The following is an 18,474-nucleotide window of genomic DNA, read 5'->3' as shown; positions in this document are numbered from 1 at the left end:
ATCAAACTGCATGTTCTCTTTCAATATTCCGTACGGATACAGGATGGACAATACGATTCATTCCAAATACAATAATTGCTGTTAATAATTCCGCAGCTGGCATAACAAGCCAAATTCCATTCACTCCAAACAGTTTTGGCATAATCCAAAGCAGTGGAATGATAAACAATAATCCTCGACTTAAAATAATAAAAACGGATTTTGTCGTTTGCCTTACTGACTGAAAATATTCTCCGTATACGATGTTATAACCTAAAAATACATATTGAATAAAGAACAAGCTAATTCCTGTTACAGTTAGCGTTAATAATTCTGTCGACTGAACATCAAACAAACCGATAATATATTTCCCAAAGAATAACCCGATCACAATTGCTACACAACCAAGTGCAACAGCTATTTTCACTGCTAATTGTAGTCCTTCTTTTAATCGTTCGGGTAAATTTGCACCATAATGGAAGCTTGCAATTGGTTGCAAAGCTGCTCCAACACCAAAGAACAATAACAGAGTCATCGAATGAATGCTATTGACCATCGCATAAGAAGCAACTCCTAATTCTCCAGCATATTGCATAAAAGCTATATTGAAGCCAATTGTTACAATTGCTACTGTTATTTCTGTTGTAAAACTTGGGAAACCTATCACCATAATTTGTTTAACTGTCTCCCATTCAAAATGGAATTTCGTCCATTTTAAAATACTACTTTTTCTAAAGAAATGACTTAACAAAACAAGAAAACCAATTGCTGCTGACAGGATAGTTGCAGCTGCTGCTCCTGTTACGCCCCAACCAAATATATAAATAAAGACATAATCAAAAACAATATTTAATAGCGCTGTTACAACAAGTCCTGCCATCGCTAAATTTGGATTTCCATCATTTCTTATAAACGTGCTTAAAATGTTTTCTAATACGTATATCATTCCAAATGTTAATAGTACAGTTAAATAGTCTAATGCGTACGGCAGAATTACTTCATTCGCTCCAAATAAATAAGCTAAATCCTCTATTCTCCACAAACAAATAGCCATTAATATACCAACAATTACAACAGCCACTGTCATCGATTGCGTAAAAACAGACCGTGCTCTCTCTATTTTATTTTCCCCTAGTGCAATAGAGTATAGTGTAGCCCCGCCCATTCCAATCCACAATGATATAGAGAAGAAAATAGAAAAGGCCGGTACAGCAACGTTCACTCCAGCTAAACCATTCGCTCCAACGCCTCTGCTAATCATCACTGCATCGATTACAATATTCACTGACATTAATACCATTCCAAGAACCGCTGGTATTAAATAAGATATAAATAAACTTTTGATTGGTTTTTCTCTTAATTTCTCAGTTGTTTCCATAACAAAACGCTCCTTTACAATTCTCTGTTCACATTTTAAACCTTAAAGTTACTTGAAGGTCAAGTGAGAATTTAACATGCATTTTTGTTATACAACCTTTTACTTCTTTTTTATTACTGGAATTTGGATTTCTGTAACTTGCTCGTTTGGATTTTCCGTCACAGACCAGTCAATTAAAGCAAGCTCAATTGCATCTCCAGACACTTCATATCCTTTCTCCTTAATACCCCCTAACAGCTTCTTATAAGTTCCATCCGTTTCTTCATATGGTCCATGGTGAAAAGAGCAAGCGAACATCCCTTCTTTAAATTCCTCTGAAGTAGTAGTTTGAAACGGCATATAATCAAGAAGAATAAAAACACTATTATAAGATTGAAATTCATTTTGAAGTAACCCTTCTTTTGATACCGTCACACCTAAATCCCCTGAAAATAAACTATCATCTATTTGCTTCATATTTTTTTGAAGTGAGTGGATATAGTACTCAAACATATCATCTGTTATATTCGGTGCGATCGCTAACGCTGTAATTTTTCTCTTTGGTAATTTCTTAAATGTCACATGATTCGCTTTTGAAGCAGTAGCTTCTTTCATCATTTCAATTTTATGATTCATTTTTGCCAATGTATATTCAATTTCCCTTTGTTTCTTCAACATCATTTCCTGTTGTTTTTCCAATAAATTTAAAGCATAAGATGGATTTCTCTCATCAATATACGTCTTAATTTCTTTTAAAGAAATATTTAGCTGCCGCAAAAATTTAATTGTATCTAAAAGTGAAAATTGGTCGATTGTATAATAGCGATAATTTGTTTGTGGATCAACAATGGATGGATGAAAAATACCTTTTTCATCGTAATAACGTAAAGTTGACTCCGCAATCTTATGCATTTTTGCCATTTCACCAATAGTAAAACGTTGATTGAATAACATCTTTCCTTCTCCTTTTCTTTCAAATAGATTTATCCCGCACTAACGGGCAGTAATACTCCCACCTCAAAATTTGGTACAAGCAATGTCCAGCTCTAGCGGCTAGAATCTCCGGTCGTTTCGCCCCTCGGACGAGGCAAAAAGCGCCTCTCTGTCGGGTGCGCGGGCTGATAATCAGTGGGGATAAGGAAAACCCCCACTGATTAAAGTTTCATTTTATTTCTTTAAACAAATTTATTTTCTTTCTTTTCATTATATAGACATATATTCCTCATTCAAAATGAATGATCTCAATGAAAATCTGCCAATTTAACATTGATTTTTCTTAAAATGTATTATATATTTATTACAGGTTCAAATTACAAGTTCAAAAGAACTCGTATAAAGACCTCTTGTTTAATGTGTGTTACATAGTTTTACATTAAGCAAATTCCGAGAAATCGTATCATAAAAACAAAAAAGAAAAGGGGAGATGAGATGGAATTTTTCTTTCAAATTGCTTTAATTTTATTAAGTACAAAAATTGCTGGTGACATTAGTGTTAGACTCGGTCAACCTTCTGTACTTGGAAAATTAATCGTTGGTATTGTCATTGGTCCTGCTGTACTAGGATGGGTAAACAATTCAGATTTACTTACACAGTTAAGTGAAGTTGGGGTTATTCTCCTTATGTTTATGGCCGGATTAGAAACAGACTTAAAAGAACTAAATGAAAATCGTAATTCTTCATTAGCAGTTGCGGTTGGCGGTATTGTCCTTCCATTTGCAGGTGGTTACCTTGCAGGTCTTGTAATGGGAATGGAACAAGCAAATGCAGTCTTTTTAGGATTACTTCTATGTGCAACAAGTGTTAGTATTTCTGTACAAACACTTCGTGATTTAGGAAAAATGAAGACCCGTGAAAGTACAACGATGCTAGGTGCTGCTGTATTTGATGATATTCTCGTTGTTATTTTACTAGCCTTCGCTATGAGTTTCCTAGGATCAGCTGATATAAGCTTAACTGTAATGATTTTGAAGAAAGTTGTCTTCTTCGCATCTATTATCTTAATTGGTTGGAAAGGCGTTCCAATGATTATGCGCTGGTTATCACCACTGCGTGTATCAGAATCTATCATTAGTGCAGCTCTTATCATTTGTTTCGCTTTCGCATACTTTGGTGAAATTCTAGGAATCGCTGGAATTATCGGTGCATTCGCAGCAGGTATTGCAATTTCTCAAACAGACTATAAACATGAAGTAGAAAAGAAAGTAGAACCAATTGCTTATGCCATGTTCGTTCCGATTTTCTTCGTAAGTATCGGTATGAACATTACGTTTGCAGGTATCGGAGATAAAGTATGGTTTATCTTAGCATTAACAATCATAGCTGTGTTAACAAAACTAATTGGTTGTGGCTTCGGTGCACGAATGACAGGATTTGATTTACAATCTTCTACAATCATTGGCTCTGGTATGGTTTCACGCGGTGAAGTCGCTCTTATCATTGCAGGTCAGGGACTTACTTCTGGACTACTAGCACAAGATTACTTTACAGCAATTGTCATTGTCGTTATTTTAACAACAATGATTACACCGCCAATGTTAAAATATACGTTCGGTTTAAAAGATAAGCAATTAAAACAAACTGCATAAAATAATTGCAGCACAAAAAAGCAAGCCATTATACGGCTTGCTTTTTTACTATAAAATCCGTTCCATTGCTGTCTTCAATGTCCCAACAACAAAGGCAATTTCTTCACTTGAAATAATAAGAGGCGGTGCTAAAGTTAAAACATTGTTATAACCTGCTGTTGTCATTCCATTACGCCCAATGATAAGTCCTTTTTCTTTACAAGTGTTCACTACACTTGTAATGGTATCATTATCAAGCGGGTCCTTTGTTGTTTTATCCCTTACCATCTCAATACCAACTAGTAAACCTTTCCCTCTAATATCTCCAACAAACGCATGATCTCCAATCTCTTCTTTTAACTGCTCTAATAAAAGTGATCCCATTTGTGCAGAACGCTCAATTAAATTCTCATTTTCCATAATTTCTAAGTTTTTAAGCGCTAACGCACAAGCAGCTGGATTGCCACCAAATGTGTTAATATGCCGGAAAAATTCATATTCTCCTGTTCCTTTAAATGTTTCATAAATTTCTTTTCTCACTGCTGTTGCTGATAAAGGTAAGTATGCACTTGTAATCCCTTTTGCCATTGTAACGATATCTGGTTTTACATCGTAATTCATAAAACCGAACGCTTTTCCCGTACGCCCAAAACCACAAATAACTTCATCGCTAATGAGTAATGCACCGTGCTTTTGACATATCTCATGAACTGTTTTCATATAATCTTGCGGTGGCATCAAGATACCTCCACCTGTAATAATTGGCTCCATAATAAATCCAGCTATCGTTTCACTTAATTCCCACTTCATCACACGATCAATTTCTTTCACACACTCTACATCATAAATATGTTGCGTTGCAATCTCTGGCATTCGGTAACAATCTGGCGGCGTCACATGTAAGAAGCCTGAAGCAAACGGTTCATATTGATATCTTCGCTGTGCCTGCCCAGTTGCTGCCATCGTTGCCATCGTATTTCCATGATAGCCACGATAACGGGATATAAATTTATAACGGTGTGGCTCACCCTTATTTGCATAATATTGACGTGCAATTTTAAATGCTGTTTCATTCGCTTCTGATCCACTATTAGAGAAGAAGATAACATATTCTCCTCCAAGCCATTCATTCAACTTTTCAGCAAGCTGAATTGCCGGTCCATGTGATTGGGACATTGGAAAATAGGATAATGTTTGCAATTGCTCATATGCTGCGTCAGCAAGTTCTTTTCTCCCATATCCACTATTCACACACCAAAGCCCACTCATACCATCTAAGTATCGTTTCCCTTCTATATCTTCGACCCAACATCCTTCTGCTTTTGCCCCAACCATCGTACTATTTGGACTAAACGGGCGCATTCCATGCCACACATACTTTTCGTCCTTTGCTAATAACGCATCAGTTTGCTTCGTTTTCATCATACATTCCACCTTCCAAACCAACTTATATTTCTTCAAGCTGCGCTGGTGCCATGATGAGCTCAAACTTTTTCTCTATTTATTTTCATTCCACACGAACGGGCCAAATCCTACCAACTGCAACGTAATATTTTTAAGCAAAATCCCAAAATAAAAGAGCTCCCCAAAAACTAGAAAGCCCTTTCTCTTTTTAATGCGCAGACACGTCACTAACACCATGACCTGTATTAGATTTAACAAGAATTTCATCAAATTTTGCTGCATCTTCCTTCTTACTTGAGAAGATTGTCCCTAAATATGCTGCCAAAAATCCAAGTGGGATAGAAATAATTCCAGGTGTTGTATAAGGGAATAATGCTTCTCCAACAAAGATTGCTTTCCCAGCCTCAGGACTCCAAACATTCGGGCTTAGTGCAACTAATACAATAGCTGAAACTAAACCAACCACCATTCCGCAAATCGCTCCTGTTGTATTAAATCGTTTCCAATAAATTGTAAACAAAATAACCGGTAAGTTCGCACTTGCAGCAACGGCAAATGCTAGCGACACAAGGAACGCCACATTTAATGTTTGAGCGAATAACGCTAAAATAATAGACACTACCGCTACTCCAATTGATGCATAACGCGCCATTGATACTTGTTCTTTTTCTGTGGACTTACCTTTACGAATAATCTCATTATAAAAATCATGTGCAAATGCAGAGGCTGCTGTTAAAACAAGCCCCGCCACAACTGCTAAAATCGTTGCAAATGCAATTGCAGAAACGAAAGCAAATAAGAAATCTCCACCAAGTGCCTTCGCTAATAAAGGTGCTGCCATATTACCAGCTGGGTTTGCTTGAATAATTGCCGCATTCCCCACGAATGCAGCGGCACCAAAACCTAGGAAAATTGTCATAATGTAAAACGCACCAATTAGCCATGTTGCATATACAACCGATTGACGCGCCGTTTTCGCATCACGAACCGTGAAAAAACGAACAAGAATATGGGGTAAACCTGCTGTACCGAGAACGAGACCTAAATTTAAAGAAAGCGTATCCAATCCATCCTTATACTTCACACCTGGATTTAAAAATGCTTCCTTTAATGGTGTCGCTGTTTTCATCTGTGCAAACATTTCTGTTACGCTAAAATTAAATTTTGCAAATACAATTACCGAAATAATAAATGTTCCTGCCATTAATAAGACAGCTTTTACAATTTGCACCCAACTTGTCGCTGTCATACCTCCAAAAATTACATACACAGTCATTAACGTTCCAACAATTAAAACTGACGTCGTGTATTCAATTCCTAGTAATAATTTAATAAGTGCCCCTGCCCCTACAAGTTGTGCAATCATATAGAAAATTGAAATTGTCATCGTATTTAAAGCTGCAACTCCGCGCACCTTTTTCGCATCAAAGCGAGCTGCAATCATATCAGCTAATGTATATTTCCCTAAGTTTCTAAGCGGTTCAGCAACAAGATATAATACAACTAAATAAGCAACAAGAAAGCCTATGCTATAAAAGAAGCCATCAAATCCAGTTAACGCAATTGCTCCTGCAATTCCTAGAAAAGAAGCAGCCGACATATAATCTCCTGCAATGGCCAAACCATTTTGCCACCCAGTCAAGCCTCCTCCCGCTGTATAAAACTCGCTCGCATTTTTTGTCTTTTTCGATGCAAAATATGTAATGACGAGCGTACCAAGAACGATAATCAAAAATAGTGCAAACGCCGTTACGTTCAAATTTACCCTCTCCCTTTTTGCATATCTTGCAGAATTTTTTGTGAAGCCTTATCAAATGATTCCGCTTTTTTGCTATAGATCATACATAGCGCCCACGTCATAACAAATTGTGCAAAAGCAAAAACCCATGCCCACGTAACATCTCCAAACACAGGTGTATTCAATACTTTTGAATACGACGTCAAAAGTGGCAACGTAATAAAAAAGCTTAGAAAGAAAATACTCATCGGGACAATAAATTTCCGTTTCTGTTCTAACAATGACTGAAATTCTGCTGACTGAACGACTTCTGTGTAATTTACCTCACTTTGCAATTTATGCGCTGAACTATCGCTTTTCACTTGCCTCTCCCCTCTCCCTCATTCTTTTAAACCCAATCCCTTCGCATACATAAAAACTAAATTTTATAAATATTCAGAAACTTATACTTAATTTTAGACAATCTCTTCCCTTCTGCAAAGATTTTTCGATAGACATTTTTCGTCATATTTTCCCAATTTTCTAATATATTTTCGTAAAATAAGGAAGTAGCGCTCATCGCACCACTTCCTTATTTTTCTCGTTTCCTAAGTTACGTGCCGTACTACTTAGTTCAACATCTTTATACATGCCAAATAAAAAATCATATTTCAAAGAAACAGCCGTAACATATCGTTACGACTGTTTCTACTTTATCTATAATTATACTTCTTTCATTACAAATTTGCTCGCCGTTCTATTGTAGAGAAGAAAGTTTGTGAACCAAATATATTTTGTTTCGGTATAATATGTTCCACTGCGAAAACAGTTACTTCACCCCTCTGTACCTCTCCAATAATAAGTCCAAATGTTTCATGATTTACAGCAAATGTTGGTTGCTTTGTTTGAAGTAATCTTTCAATAGTTTGAAGAACGGCTTCATATAAAGGATTTCTATCCGTTACTTCTTTTCTAATTTTAGGTGCTAATGTAATAATAATTTCTTTTCCATTAACTGTGGTTCGATACATAGAAATCTCCCCTTCGGTCTTATATGAACAACTGTAATGCTTTATACGCAAAATGAATTGAGTACCCAACTAAAATCAATCCAGCTCCCGCTGTAATATAACCAAGTGCCCTTTTCTTAAGCAATGTTCGTCCAAAATGAACAGAAAAGGCAATATTTAAATTCCATAAAATAATACCTCCAATGATGCAAAGGCTATATAAAAATGCTTCTTGTTTCGTTACCTTCGTAAGTAGCGAGCTAAGTGTACTCCCATATATACCAAACCAAAAGACTAGATTTAATGGGTTCGATATCGCAATTAAAAATCCTGCCATAAAAGATTGACGAAGCCCACCTATCTCTTCTTCTTTATATTCCATATTTGAATGTAAAATTCCTTGTTTTACACTTTGAAATCCTAAATAAAACAATAAGAAAAATCCGATGCAGTACATAAACGCTTGTACATATGTATACATAAATATAGAAGATAATCCAAAGTAAATCAAAAGCATAAATAAAATATCTGCACTCATCCCCCCTATTCCAACAAGCCAAGCATGCCAAAAGCCGCGTTCAATCCCTCTTTTTAACATTTCAATATTAATCGGCCCTACTGGTGCAGCTAATGAAATTCCTAGTATAAATTGCTGTATGATCGCTCCAAACATCGCTATATCCTTTCTATTATCTTTTTATTATTAACTAATGAGAAGATGATTAAAAATAGACTAGATTTTATGAAAAATATACATATATAATGCCCTTTTTTATCCAAAACATGTAAAAAAGCTGCCACAAAGCAGCTTTCATTTCTCTATTTTATGATGAAATGGACATTTTCCTTCAATTGGTTCAATGTCATCTCCAATAAAATATTGCTTCCATTCACGGTGATTCGGGTCGCCATAATGACTAATATTCGGATGTTTCGGCAATTGATCCCACCTTTCTACTCTTTCTCTGACCATTTGCCGCGAATAAGCACCTTTTGGTCGATCTCCTTCTAAACCGTCAAATATAATTCTCGGCTGAAATCCTATAATGAGTGAACTTCCTAAATGTCTCGTTTTTCTTTGTTTATAAGCTGGAGCATTCCCAAATGCAAACATTGGCTCCCTACCAAATGAAAATTCCCATAAATGATGATCTGGATTTTTTGGAATCTGCTTTGGCCATAATTGTTCATCTTTTTCATGTAAATATTGTAGTACTCTCCAAAAATACGCTCTATAATGTTCGATTGAGCATTCTTCACGTTCTGGCTCAACAAAAAGAAAAAAACCTCTTCTTACAACAGGTCGTTCTTTCATCAATTCTAAAAATGATTGCATTGTCTGCGGTAAATGACTCCAGTCATCATGAGACAAGAATGAGTAGCGAAGTTCATTTTTCTTTAAAGCCGTTAAACCAAAATAACAAGGAAAAGTTGGATCCAATACAACATTAGAAAAATTTGCAAATTCTTGCGAAACCCACCTTGGTATATCTATCCTATTTTTCATTCCTTCATTATCCAATAAATAAGACTGATTCATTCTCTCACCTCATTATGTACAGCGTTCACTTAAACATATTAAAAAAAGAGCTTGTCCTATACCATAAAAAATTATTTGAAAATACAAAAAAAAATAAAACCACTTACTTGACTAAAATCTACTATTTCGTGTATATTTAAAATGTCATTTAGCAGAATATTCGATAATATCGCATTTTCAGTTTTATGAATTCGCAAATTATTTTCAACTACATTTCACTAAATGAAAAAGTAATCGTTTTCTAGGAGGAATTGTAACATGCAAGGAAAAGTAAAATGGTTTAACAACGAAAAAGGTTTTGGATTTATCGAAATTGAAGGCGCTGACGATGTATTCGTACACTTCTCAGCTATTCAAGGCGATGGCTACAAAGCTTTAGAAGAAGGTCAAGAAGTATCTTTCGATATCGTTGAAGGAAACCGTGGACCTCAAGCTGCTAACGTAGTAAAACTTTAATTCAACTTATAACAGGAGGTTACCTAACTTGGTAACCTCCTTTGCTATTCCTTTGTATATTTCCTTTTTGCAGAGTAAAAACTATGTGAAATGCGTCAGAATACAAAGGAGGAATCAATAATGGGTTCACATGTAAATGATTTTGAAGAAGTGAAATTCCGCGTTGAAACAGCACAAAAGATGGTAGGTTCCGCAACAATTACAATGGATCCTGAATCACTAGAGCATGCGACAACGGCAGTCGAATCTGCACGCTCTCAACTTGAAACAATGAAATCTGTTGCTACAGATTTAGATGAACCTTTTTTAATGAATGAAGAAAAAAAATTAAGTTTATGTGAACATCAATTGAAGGAAGCTAAACATTAAAAAAACATCCAGAGTTGTCTCTGGATGTTTTTTTACGATAATCGCTCTCCATATTCTTTTAATTTCTCTCCCACAGTACATTGCCGAATACAAAAAGAATGCGCATGATATTTACTATGCGCTTTCCGATGATGTTCCTGCAAAAAACATCCTTCACAATACGCTTCTAATAAATCATTTACTTCTATAATGAGCTGCTTCTTATTCACCCCTGCACCTCTCTATTCCGTAATTTCTTTATGGCTATCAATTGCAGTGCCTTCCAATGCTTGCGTTGCTAATTGATGCGCTTCTTTATTTTGTTTTCTTGTTACTGGCTCACAGACAAGCTTCAATTTCATTTGTTTTGCTTTTTGCTCAATTTGATCTAAATAATGGTTCAAATGTTCATCATAGCACGGCCATTCTCCAGCTAATTGCTGAAGTACAACTTGAGAATCACCATGTAGTGTAACGGATTCGTATTTAATTCTCAATTCCTCAAGTGCATTCATTCCATATAATAGTGCTGCATATTCCGCTTCATTATTATCATGTATACCGTCTATGTAAGCATTTCGACGAACTCGGTACATTTTCTGATTTTTTTTATAGTAAACACATATGCCAATTCCCGCTTCTTTCGTTTCAATATCAAACCCTCCATCAAAATACACGCGAATATCCTGCGGCTCTTCTTCTACTTGTTTGCTAAGCTTTTTTAACTCTTTCTGCGTCCATTCCACGCCCATTTCATCATAAAATACGAGTTCTTTTACTCTTCCGGTTTTCTCAAAATCCTCTGCAAACTGAAGCACCTCTTCTATGTTCATATAATCTGTTGTTAATTCTGTTTGAAGACTTGATTTTGTTTTATATAGCCAATGTATTTTATATTTCATTCTCATTCCCCTTATATAAGACTTCGTATTTTTTATTATATTTTACCAATAGTCATAGTATTATATTCGAATCGAATTGAACAAGTGTCAACTCTTAAAATACAAAAAGAGCTGCTTCCTATTGTAAGCAGCTCTTCCTATCCATATTACATAAATCTCTGAAATTGCACGCGTTTATTAATCCAATACATAACAGGTATACCAATCGCCATTACAACAAATTCACCAGCTGCACATGTAAGCCATGTTAATAAAAATGGAAAACCAAGTGCAAGGTGAAGCTCAATCGCGATCATAAACATTGTAATTGTAAAGATTACTGTATTAAAGATCATACGTGCCCAAACACCCTTAATAAAACGCATAGAAATAATCGTAGCAAGAAGTGCAAGAACGGATTGCCCCACTCCAAATACTAGATCATATGCAACCATAGGTGAAAAAAAGAGATTTGTTAAAAATACACCCAAGACAATTCCATAAATTGACTTCTTATTAAATACAACCAAATGATTAAACATCTCTGAAATACGAAATTGTACATTTGTAAAGCCAAATGGCTGAATAAGTGCAGAAACAGCAATATATAACGCTGCTAAAATACCATTACCAACTAACGTTTTTATATTCATAACATAATCTCCTTAGTTTTTTTACGTGGGATGGTTTCGAACCACGTGATTCGTTTTTAAACAACAATTTTATATTGTACGCAATAGATAGTCATTCGTCAATAGATTCTTCTCATTCACTACCTTTTTTCTTATAGACAACGTATAATAAGGAATATGAAAGATTTAGGAGGTTCCACTTCATGACTACAACAATTCAAAATGAAAAAGTGATCGTTTCTATCTCTGAACAAGGTGCAGAGCTACAAAGCATTCGCTTAAAAGAAGATAATACTGAGTATTTATGGCAAGGTGATAAAAAGTATTGGGGACGCCGTGCACCAATTTTATTCCCAATTGTCGGCAGATTAGTGAATAATACATATTATGTAGATGATAAACCATATTCATTAACACAACATGGTTTCGCTCGCGATCTTACATTTGCAGTGACAGAACAAAGTGAAACAAAAATTACATATACTGTAACGAGCAACTCAGAAACTCTACAAAACTATCCTTACGAATTCGAGTTACGTGTTTCATATGAACTAGACGAACAAAATATACATGTTACGTATGAAGTTCATAACTCTAATTCAACAGAAATGTTCTTCTCAATCGGTGCACACCCAGGCTTCAACTGCCCTTTAGTAGAAGGTGAATCATTTACAGATTACCATTTGTCATTTAATGGCCTTGAACACTTAGAAACAAGCATTTTAAAAGGACCATTTCTTTCAAAAGAAAAACAACTAATCGTTGAAAACAAAGCAGAATTACCACTTACATATGATTTATTCAAAAATGATGCCCTTATTTTTGAAAATATGAATACAAATGAAATCGCTATTCGATCTCATAAACATAATAAATTTGTAAAAGTAGCATTTGAAGGTTTCCCATTTGTTGGTGTTTGGACACCAGGTAACGACGCTCCTTTCTTATGTATTGAACCTTGGTACGGCATTGCCGATGAGGTAGAACCAGCAAAAGCTTTCAAAGAGAAAAAAGGCGTACAATCCTTACAAGCAAACGAAACATTCACATGCCGCTATAGCATTACAATAGGATAAAATATATTTTCCTATCCCCCACCTCTATATATGTTTTAGGCGGGGGATTACTATCAATTAACGCTATATAACAATGGGGGATTAATTTTGATTGAAGTATATATCGATGGTGCATCAAAAGGAAATCCAGGTCCTTCTGGTGCTGGAGTTTTTATTAAAGGTGTGCAGCCACCTGTGCAATTATCACTACCACTCGGAATCATGTCTAACCATGAGGCAGAATATCATGCATTACTCGCTGCATTAAAATATTGCACAGAACATAATTATAACACTGTATCTTTTCGTACAGATTCACAGCTTGTTGAACGCGCTGTAGAAAAGGAATATGCAAAAAACAAAACATATGCACCACTTTTAGAAGAAGCACTAGCTTACATCAAAAAATTTGACCTTTTCTTTATAAAGTGGATTCCAAGTAGTCAAAACAAAGTTGCCGATGAATTAGCAAGAAAAGCCATTTTACAAAATTAATGGAGGTTTACATGTGAATAAAAGTTGGATTGCTCCTCTCGCTTTATTATTTGTCTCCTTTATTTGGGGGGCTACGTTTGTCGTCGTTCAAAATGCTATGTCATTTGTTGGACCCTTTACGTTTAATGGTGTTCGCTTTTTATTTGCTGGAATCATTTTATTATTGATTCAATTGATCTTTTCGAAAAAAACTTCGAAACAAGAAATACAACATAGTAGTATTGCCGGCTTAATTGTCGGATTCTTCTTATTTGTCGGTTATTTATTACAAACATTCGGATTACTCTATACTACTTCTTCTAAAGCAGGATTTTTAACTGGTCTTAGCATTGTTATGGTTCCCATTCTTTCATTTCTCTTTTTGAAACAAAGGGCTACACCTTTCATCCTACTGGGGATTACTATTGCAACAGGAGGCTTATACTTACTAACCGCTGGTGACTCTCTTCAATTCAATATTGGAGATATACTCGTTCTCGGCTGCGCAATTGCCTTTGCAGCACATATTCTCATTAACGGCATCTTCTCTAAAAAGATATCGCCTTTATTATTAAGCACATCTCAAGTATTGTCTGTTGGAATTTTCTCTTCCATTTGCGCTTTTTTATTCGAAGACTGGGAAAAATTATTCTCAATCTCCTTATGGACGAATTATTCTTTTTTATTTGCTCTATTCGCAACATCCGTGTTTGCAACATCGATCGCTTTCTTTATTCAAACAGCTGCACAAAAGCATACATCTCCAACAAGAGTTGCCATTATTTTCGCAATGGAGCCGGTCTTCGCCGCATTAACAGGTGTTCTTTTCGCAAACGAACAGCTTTCTATTTCTGCCGTGCTTGGTTGTCTTTGTATTTTCTTAGGAATGATCTTCGTTGAGATTCCTTCAAAAACAAAAAAAGAAGCGCAGGCTGCGTGATGTTACGCTTGTAACGTCCGCATAAAAGCCTTTGCGCTTTTTTTATCAGTAATTTTTTCTTCTTTCAAACGTTCTAATAAAGCGATAAAATAACTGCCATCAAATTGCAATTGATGCTTAATCGTTGCCTCAATTGCCGCATTCACAAGACCATCAGATGCACCCGTATACCCTTGACCAAACATAATAAACCCTTGTGCATCCTCCGATAGTTTAAATCCTTTTGCGTGTAAGAATGAAAGATAATCTTGTACTGTTTGCATGTTGTTCCCACCTACCAAAAAATTCTCCACTTCCTATCATACACGTTTTTAGGATTTATGAGAATGAATTTTCTTTGACAATCGCTCATATACTTCTTAATTTCCTAATAGTTAAAAATAACAATAGCTAATTCGTAAATTTCCACCTCCTTTCCCTTACCTTAATTACATTGTACGGTGTTACATGATGTGAAGATAAAGAAAATGAAATAATCCCATTATATAAAAAGGATTCATCTACAGCATCAAGAAATAAATAAAGTGTAACTTTATTTATTCTGCATATCGAGAAAAAATATTATTACCACAAATAATGAGATAAGAAGGAGAAATGTAATGAAACAAGCTCTATTAATTATTGATGCTCAACAAGAACTAATTGACGGTAACGAGCAAGAATCTGCAGTATTTCATAAAGATCAATTATTAACGAACATAAACATAGCCATTCAAAAAGCGATTCAATCGAATGCTCTTATTATTTTCGTTAGAGATACTGATGTTGCTTCGGGTATAGGAAAAGGATTTCAAATACATGAAGAAATTAAAATACCACCTGTGGTACAAATCATAGACAAGCAAGCAACCAATTCATTTTATAACACCTCTTTACATACGATTTTAAAAGAGAACGAAATTGGTCATCTTGTTATAGGCGGTTGCAAAACCGAGCATTGCATTGATACCGCTGTTAGGACCGCAACTGTACAAGGATTTGATGTCACCCTAATCAAAAACGGTCATTCCACAACCGATTCTACAATTTTATCAGCCAAACAAATTATTGAACATCACAACAAAACACTACACGGTCATTATAATGTCGATCATTTTTCTATGGTTAGAGATGTCGAGGAAGATTTATTTTCCCCTATTCATAATCAATATCGTGAATAGAAAAATGGTATTTATAAATGAAAAAAGATTCCTTTTTTAAAGGGAATCTTTTTTCATCCAAATATCTGTGCAGCAATTCCATATAATTCACCGTTTCGTTTCAAAAATTGATTGCTGTTTCTCAACATAATTGGTGGTTGATTTACCTTTTGAAATCCAGCCTTTTCGAGTACTTCCATAAAAATTTCTTTTCTTTCTGGTACATCAACCCTAAGTTTTCCATTATAATCTTTTGCCAAATGATGAACAATCCCACTTGCAATATTATCATTTAGGGCAACGATTGGTCCGATAATTCTATTTTCTGGAGTTTGCACGCTCATTCCATATCCCACAATATAATTTTCTTTATCTTTTACAACTACAAATTGTTCAGATTGTTCAATTCTTCTCTGTATAAAATTGTGCCTATTTACACCGAAAGCTGCTTCATCTAACTCCACAATTCTATTTCTATCTCCCTTATCATAGTCCATAAAAATGTATTGCTCACTTCCATCGTAACCTTTAAGAGTTACATACTGATTACATATGTACTTCGAAACATGACTCACCACTTGAAAGCCTAATTTTTCATATAAAGGTTTTCCTTCTTCTGTAGCAATAAGCATAATCGATGTCTTTTCTGAAACACTTCTTATACAGGCCTCTGTAATTTTTCTACCAATCCCTTTTCCTTTATACCAAGGATGTACAATAACCATACCAATAGATGCTAGTTTCTCTCCATATAAGATGATAGCTGCACTGGCAATAATTTCACCTTTCATATTCTTTCCGCCATATACAATTCCTGATTGAAAAATAGTTTTAATTTCTTCTGAACTATAGTCCCAACCAACTGATTCGGATAAATGAAGAAGATACGGTATATCTTTCCCCTCAATTCTCTCTGTTGTAATCATTATTATCCCTCCTAAAATTTCACTTTTTTATGAAGTAAATAATAACTATATACAGCATACACTCTTTAAAAACCTTTTTTCAAAAGAGGTAGTTCATGCTTCCATAAAAATCCCCACTAAAACAGAGATAGAAAAAGGTTCTTCTATAAAATGAAGAACCTTTTGTTTTACTATAAACTGAATTTATTAATCCTGATAACCTTATTTCTAAAATTCACACACTACTTATTATATTGCGTATAACTAGAAATTTCTCGGTACCTCTCGCTTTATCCCCTCATCTTCTACTTACATTTATTGTTTACATGTAATAGCATAACAATTTACTTTATCAATATTCCATTCAATTCTTTCTGAAATATCATAATTTCTAAATCGCTTTTTAGCATCTTTTCAATATCGTAGTTCATAATACACTCTCTTATCTCTGGTTGAAACATAACGATGGCACCATATTTATCTTGAAACCATTTTTGTTGTCTTAGTAGCTTGAACTTTTTGTTAACGATCCTTTGTTTTTTTGATGGAATAGAAAGTATTAACTGTAACGCCATCTTTTCTATTAACTCACTCATTTCATCCCCTTCTTTCCCTATACAAATCCGTTCTTAAACATGATCAATATATAAAACCCCCTCGAACTATACATGAAGGGGTTTTATATCATTTTTCATCCCGCATTAACGGGCAGTAAGACCCCTACCTCAAAATTCAAAAAGTACCAAGCAAGATAGGTGAGGGCTAAATCAGTGAGGGGAAGACCTCCCCCACTCATTAAAGTTTCACTTTATCTTATTCAATTATTTGATGCAGAATATGCCACATGCCTCTTTTCAATTTTTTCTTCTATTTCTTTTATGTTTTCTTTATCACTTAATAATAATTGTTTATTCTCTATCAATAACTGTTTAAAGGATTTTCTTATTTTTTTTCGCATGTTTTTTCCTCCTTAACGATTACAAATAACTTATCAAAGGATTATTTATATAAAAGATAAGTAATTATCTGTGTAGTTTTATAATAAAAGATTCGTGTGAAATCTATTTGAATTCCAAATGAAAACTAAGTATTTTTTCTGACAACTCCTTCACTTGAAAGAGAGTACAAAAAATAACGTCTAATCAACACATACTTGATTAGACGTTAACGATCATATGAATCACGTTTTCTAGCAATTCACTTTTATAACATATTTATAAATATTTCAGGTCTTCCCCAATTCATCTCTCCGCAAACAAAACGGACTTTCTCTTCATCAATTGTATGCAAACCTTCCTCTAACGAACAGGAAATTGGAACTTCGCAATGAATCTTTGCTAATTGTAATGATATGTTTAAATTTTCTAAATCACTTTCAATTTTTGTGCGCTGCGCTTTTGTTAAAGCCGCCATATTTTCTAACACTGCCGCTACTGTTCCATGTTCTTGAATTAGTTTATATGCTGTCTTTTCACCAATTCCTTTTACACCTGGATAGTTATCACTTGTATCACCCATAAATGCTTTTGCATGGACAATTTGCCAAGGCTCTACACCCTTTTCTTCCATAATCTTCTCTGGTGTATAATACTCATAGTTTCCGATTCCTTTACGAAGAAGCATTACCGTAACATTTGTATCAACAAGTTGCAGTAAATCTGTATCGCCTGTCAAAATATACACTTCCGCCTCACTAGCATATTCTTTTGCTAACGTACCAATACAGTCATCTGCCTCATAGCCTTTCAGCCCAATTACAGGAATCGATAACTTAGAAGTCATCTCTTGCACAAGATCAAATTGCGGAATTAACTCTTCTGGTGGTGCCGCACGGTTTGCTTTATAGTTTGAAAACGATTCTGTTCGGAACGTTGTACTTCCCATATCCCAGCACGTTACAATATGCGTCGGTTCAATCGCTTGCGCTGCTGTTAATAAATGTTTCATATAACCATGAATCCCATTTGTTGGGGTACCATCTTGTCGTTTCATAAATTGTCCATAAACACTTGTTGCGTAAAAAGCACGAAATAATAGTGCCATCCCATCAACTAATAATACTTTTTTCATAA

General features: G+C 35.0%; 23 protein-coding genes, 1 pseudogene and 1 riboswitch. Of the genes and pseudogenes, 7 read left to right on the top strand and 17 right to left on the bottom strand.

The features are described 5' to 3' along the window. Position 1: 1 nt before the first annotated feature. Both CN373_RS01185 and CN373_RS01180 read right to left on the bottom strand, forming a co-directional pair. The gene (locus CN373_RS01185; protein ID WP_000450337.1) at positions 2-1,357 is read right to left on the bottom strand and encodes an MATE family efflux transporter; all 1,356 of its coding nucleotides are present in this window, start codon (positions 1,355-1,357) and stop codon (positions 2-4) included. 99 nt (positions 1,358-1,456) lie between these two features. Next, positions 1,457-2,290 carry a MerR family transcriptional regulator gene (locus tag CN373_RS01180; protein WP_000898390.1) on the bottom strand — a complete coding sequence of 278 codons (834 nt, stop codon included), beginning with the start codon at positions 2,288-2,290 and terminating at the stop codon, positions 1,457-1,459. A 474-nt stretch (positions 2,291-2,764) separates the two neighbouring features. Here CN373_RS01180 and CN373_RS01175 point away from each other — a divergent pair, with 474 nt between their 5' ends. After that, entirely contained in the window at positions 2,765-3,922 is a 1,158-nt protein-coding gene (locus CN373_RS01175; RefSeq protein WP_000394056.1) for a cation:proton antiporter, read from the top strand. Between the two features lie 48 nt (positions 3,923-3,970). Here the strand turns inward: CN373_RS01175 and CN373_RS01170 are convergent, their stop codons facing one another. The 7 genes and pseudogenes from CN373_RS01170 to CN373_RS01145 form a co-directional block, all read right to left on the bottom strand. Further along, on the bottom strand, positions 3,971-5,326 hold the full coding sequence (locus CN373_RS01170; RefSeq protein WP_002056322.1) for an aspartate aminotransferase family protein: 1,356 nt from the start codon (positions 5,324-5,326) through the stop codon (positions 3,971-3,973). Positions 5,327-5,513: 187 nt separating this feature from the next. Beyond that, positions 5,514-7,064, bottom strand: coding sequence for a solute symporter family protein (locus CN373_RS01165; RefSeq protein ID WP_001103250.1), 1,551 nt, complete (start codon positions 7,062-7,064; stop codon positions 5,514-5,516). Between the two features lie 2 nt (positions 7,065-7,066). Next, positions 7,067-7,405, bottom strand: a complete 339-nt coding sequence (locus CN373_RS01160; RefSeq protein ID WP_000834110.1) for a DUF485 domain-containing protein — start codon at positions 7,403-7,405, stop codon at positions 7,067-7,069. Between the two features lie 193 nt (positions 7,406-7,598). Continuing rightward, positions 7,599-7,691, bottom strand: a pseudogene (locus CN373_RS26100) (sterol desaturase family protein); the annotation flags it as partial. 68 nt (positions 7,692-7,759) lie between these two features. Beyond that, positions 7,760-8,053 (bottom strand): hypothetical protein, encoded by a 294-nt coding sequence (locus CN373_RS01155; RefSeq protein WP_000286385.1) that lies wholly within the window; start codon positions 8,051-8,053, stop codon positions 7,760-7,762. 19 nt (positions 8,054-8,072) lie between these two features. Continuing rightward, positions 8,073-8,705, bottom strand: coding sequence for a LysE family transporter (locus CN373_RS01150; protein WP_000466550.1), 633 nt, complete (start codon positions 8,703-8,705; stop codon positions 8,073-8,075). Positions 8,706-8,843: 138 nt separating this feature from the next. Continuing rightward, complete coding sequence (locus CN373_RS01145; RefSeq protein ID WP_001076756.1) at positions 8,844-9,572, bottom strand: YqcI/YcgG family protein; 729 nt, start codon at positions 9,570-9,572, stop codon at positions 8,844-8,846. A 258-nt stretch (positions 9,573-9,830) separates the two neighbouring features. Between CN373_RS01145 and cspB the strand changes: the two genes are divergently transcribed. Both cspB and CN373_RS01130 read left to right on the top strand, forming a co-directional pair. Further along, positions 9,831-10,028: a cold shock-like protein CspB gene (gene cspB, locus CN373_RS01135; RefSeq protein ID WP_001161726.1), complete on the top strand. Its 198-nt coding sequence runs from the start codon at positions 9,831-9,833 to the stop codon at positions 10,026-10,028. A 120-nt stretch (positions 10,029-10,148) separates the two neighbouring features. Further along, positions 10,149-10,397, top strand: coding sequence for a DUF2564 family protein (locus tag CN373_RS01130; RefSeq protein ID WP_098358643.1), 249 nt, complete (start codon positions 10,149-10,151; stop codon positions 10,395-10,397). A gap of 32 nt (positions 10,398-10,429) precedes the next feature. Here the strand turns inward: CN373_RS01130 and CN373_RS01125 are convergent, their stop codons facing one another. The 3 genes from CN373_RS01125 to CN373_RS01115 form a co-directional block, all read right to left on the bottom strand. Continuing rightward, on the bottom strand, positions 10,430-10,606 hold the full coding sequence (locus CN373_RS01125; RefSeq protein WP_001036041.1) for a zinc-finger domain-containing protein: 177 nt from the start codon (positions 10,604-10,606) through the stop codon (positions 10,430-10,432). A 12-nt stretch (positions 10,607-10,618) separates the two neighbouring features. Beyond that, complete coding sequence (locus CN373_RS01120) at positions 10,619-11,278, bottom strand: ribonuclease H family protein (RefSeq protein ID WP_000875562.1); 660 nt, start codon at positions 11,276-11,278, stop codon at positions 10,619-10,621. A 146-nt stretch (positions 11,279-11,424) separates the two neighbouring features. Then, on the bottom strand, positions 11,425-11,910 hold the full coding sequence (locus tag CN373_RS01115; RefSeq protein ID WP_001022817.1) for a QueT transporter family protein: 486 nt from the start codon (positions 11,908-11,910) through the stop codon (positions 11,425-11,427). Between the two features lie 6 nt (positions 11,911-11,916). Beyond that, positions 11,917-11,961, bottom strand: a riboswitch (PreQ1 riboswitch). A gap of 131 nt (positions 11,962-12,092) precedes the next feature. Here CN373_RS01115 and CN373_RS01110 point away from each other — a divergent pair. From CN373_RS01110 to CN373_RS01100, 3 genes are all read left to right on the top strand, one after another. Beyond that, positions 12,093-12,965, top strand: coding sequence for an aldose 1-epimerase family protein (locus CN373_RS01110; RefSeq protein WP_098358642.1), 873 nt, complete (start codon positions 12,093-12,095; stop codon positions 12,963-12,965). Positions 12,966-13,052: 87 nt separating this feature from the next. Further along, on the top strand, positions 13,053-13,439 hold the full coding sequence (locus CN373_RS01105; protein WP_000573875.1) for a reverse transcriptase-like protein: 387 nt from the start codon (positions 13,053-13,055) through the stop codon (positions 13,437-13,439). Positions 13,440-13,452: 13 nt separating this feature from the next. Further along, complete coding sequence (locus CN373_RS01100) at positions 13,453-14,358, top strand: DMT family transporter (protein ID WP_098358641.1); 906 nt, start codon at positions 13,453-13,455, stop codon at positions 14,356-14,358. 2 nt (positions 14,359-14,360) lie between these two features. On the opposite strand, the gene CN373_RS01095 is transcribed toward CN373_RS01100, so the two are convergent. Continuing rightward, positions 14,361-14,621: a DUF6123 family protein gene (locus CN373_RS01095; RefSeq protein ID WP_001195329.1), complete on the bottom strand. Its 261-nt coding sequence runs from the start codon at positions 14,619-14,621 to the stop codon at positions 14,361-14,363. A 336-nt stretch (positions 14,622-14,957) separates the two neighbouring features. On the opposite strand from CN373_RS01095, the gene CN373_RS01090 reads away from it, so the two are divergent. Further along, entirely contained in the window at positions 14,958-15,518 is a 561-nt protein-coding gene (locus tag CN373_RS01090; RefSeq protein ID WP_098358640.1) for a cysteine hydrolase family protein, read from the top strand. Between the two features lie 53 nt (positions 15,519-15,571). Here CN373_RS01090 and CN373_RS01085 read toward each other — a convergent pair whose 3' ends face one another. The 4 genes from CN373_RS01085 to CN373_RS01070 all read right to left on the bottom strand — a co-directional run bounded on the left by CN373_RS01085 (position 15,572) and on the right by CN373_RS01070 (position 18,472). Further along, positions 15,572-16,423, bottom strand: coding sequence for a GNAT family N-acetyltransferase (locus tag CN373_RS01085; RefSeq protein WP_098358639.1), 852 nt, complete (start codon positions 16,421-16,423; stop codon positions 15,572-15,574). A 323-nt stretch (positions 16,424-16,746) separates the two neighbouring features. Continuing rightward, on the bottom strand, positions 16,747-16,998 hold the full coding sequence (locus CN373_RS01080; RefSeq protein ID WP_001292221.1) for a hypothetical protein: 252 nt from the start codon (positions 16,996-16,998) through the stop codon (positions 16,747-16,749). Positions 16,999-17,219: 221 nt separating this feature from the next. Further along, the gene (locus CN373_RS01075) at positions 17,220-17,360 is read right to left on the bottom strand and encodes an FbpB family small basic protein (protein WP_001227601.1); all 141 of its coding nucleotides are present in this window, start codon (positions 17,358-17,360) and stop codon (positions 17,220-17,222) included. A 245-nt stretch (positions 17,361-17,605) separates the two neighbouring features. Continuing rightward, positions 17,606-18,472 (bottom strand): 5'-3' exonuclease, encoded by an 867-nt coding sequence (locus CN373_RS01070; protein ID WP_000757044.1) that lies wholly within the window; start codon positions 18,470-18,472, stop codon positions 17,606-17,608. Between the last annotated feature and the right edge of the window lie 2 nt (positions 18,473-18,474).

This window comes from Bacillus cereus, from assembly GCF_002561295.1.
GTDB lineage: Bacteria > Bacillota > Bacilli > Bacillales > Bacillaceae_G > Bacillus_A > Bacillus_A cereus_S.
The sequence above is the reverse complement of the archived record's forward strand: the minus strand, read 5'-3'. Positions and strand labels throughout refer to the sequence as shown.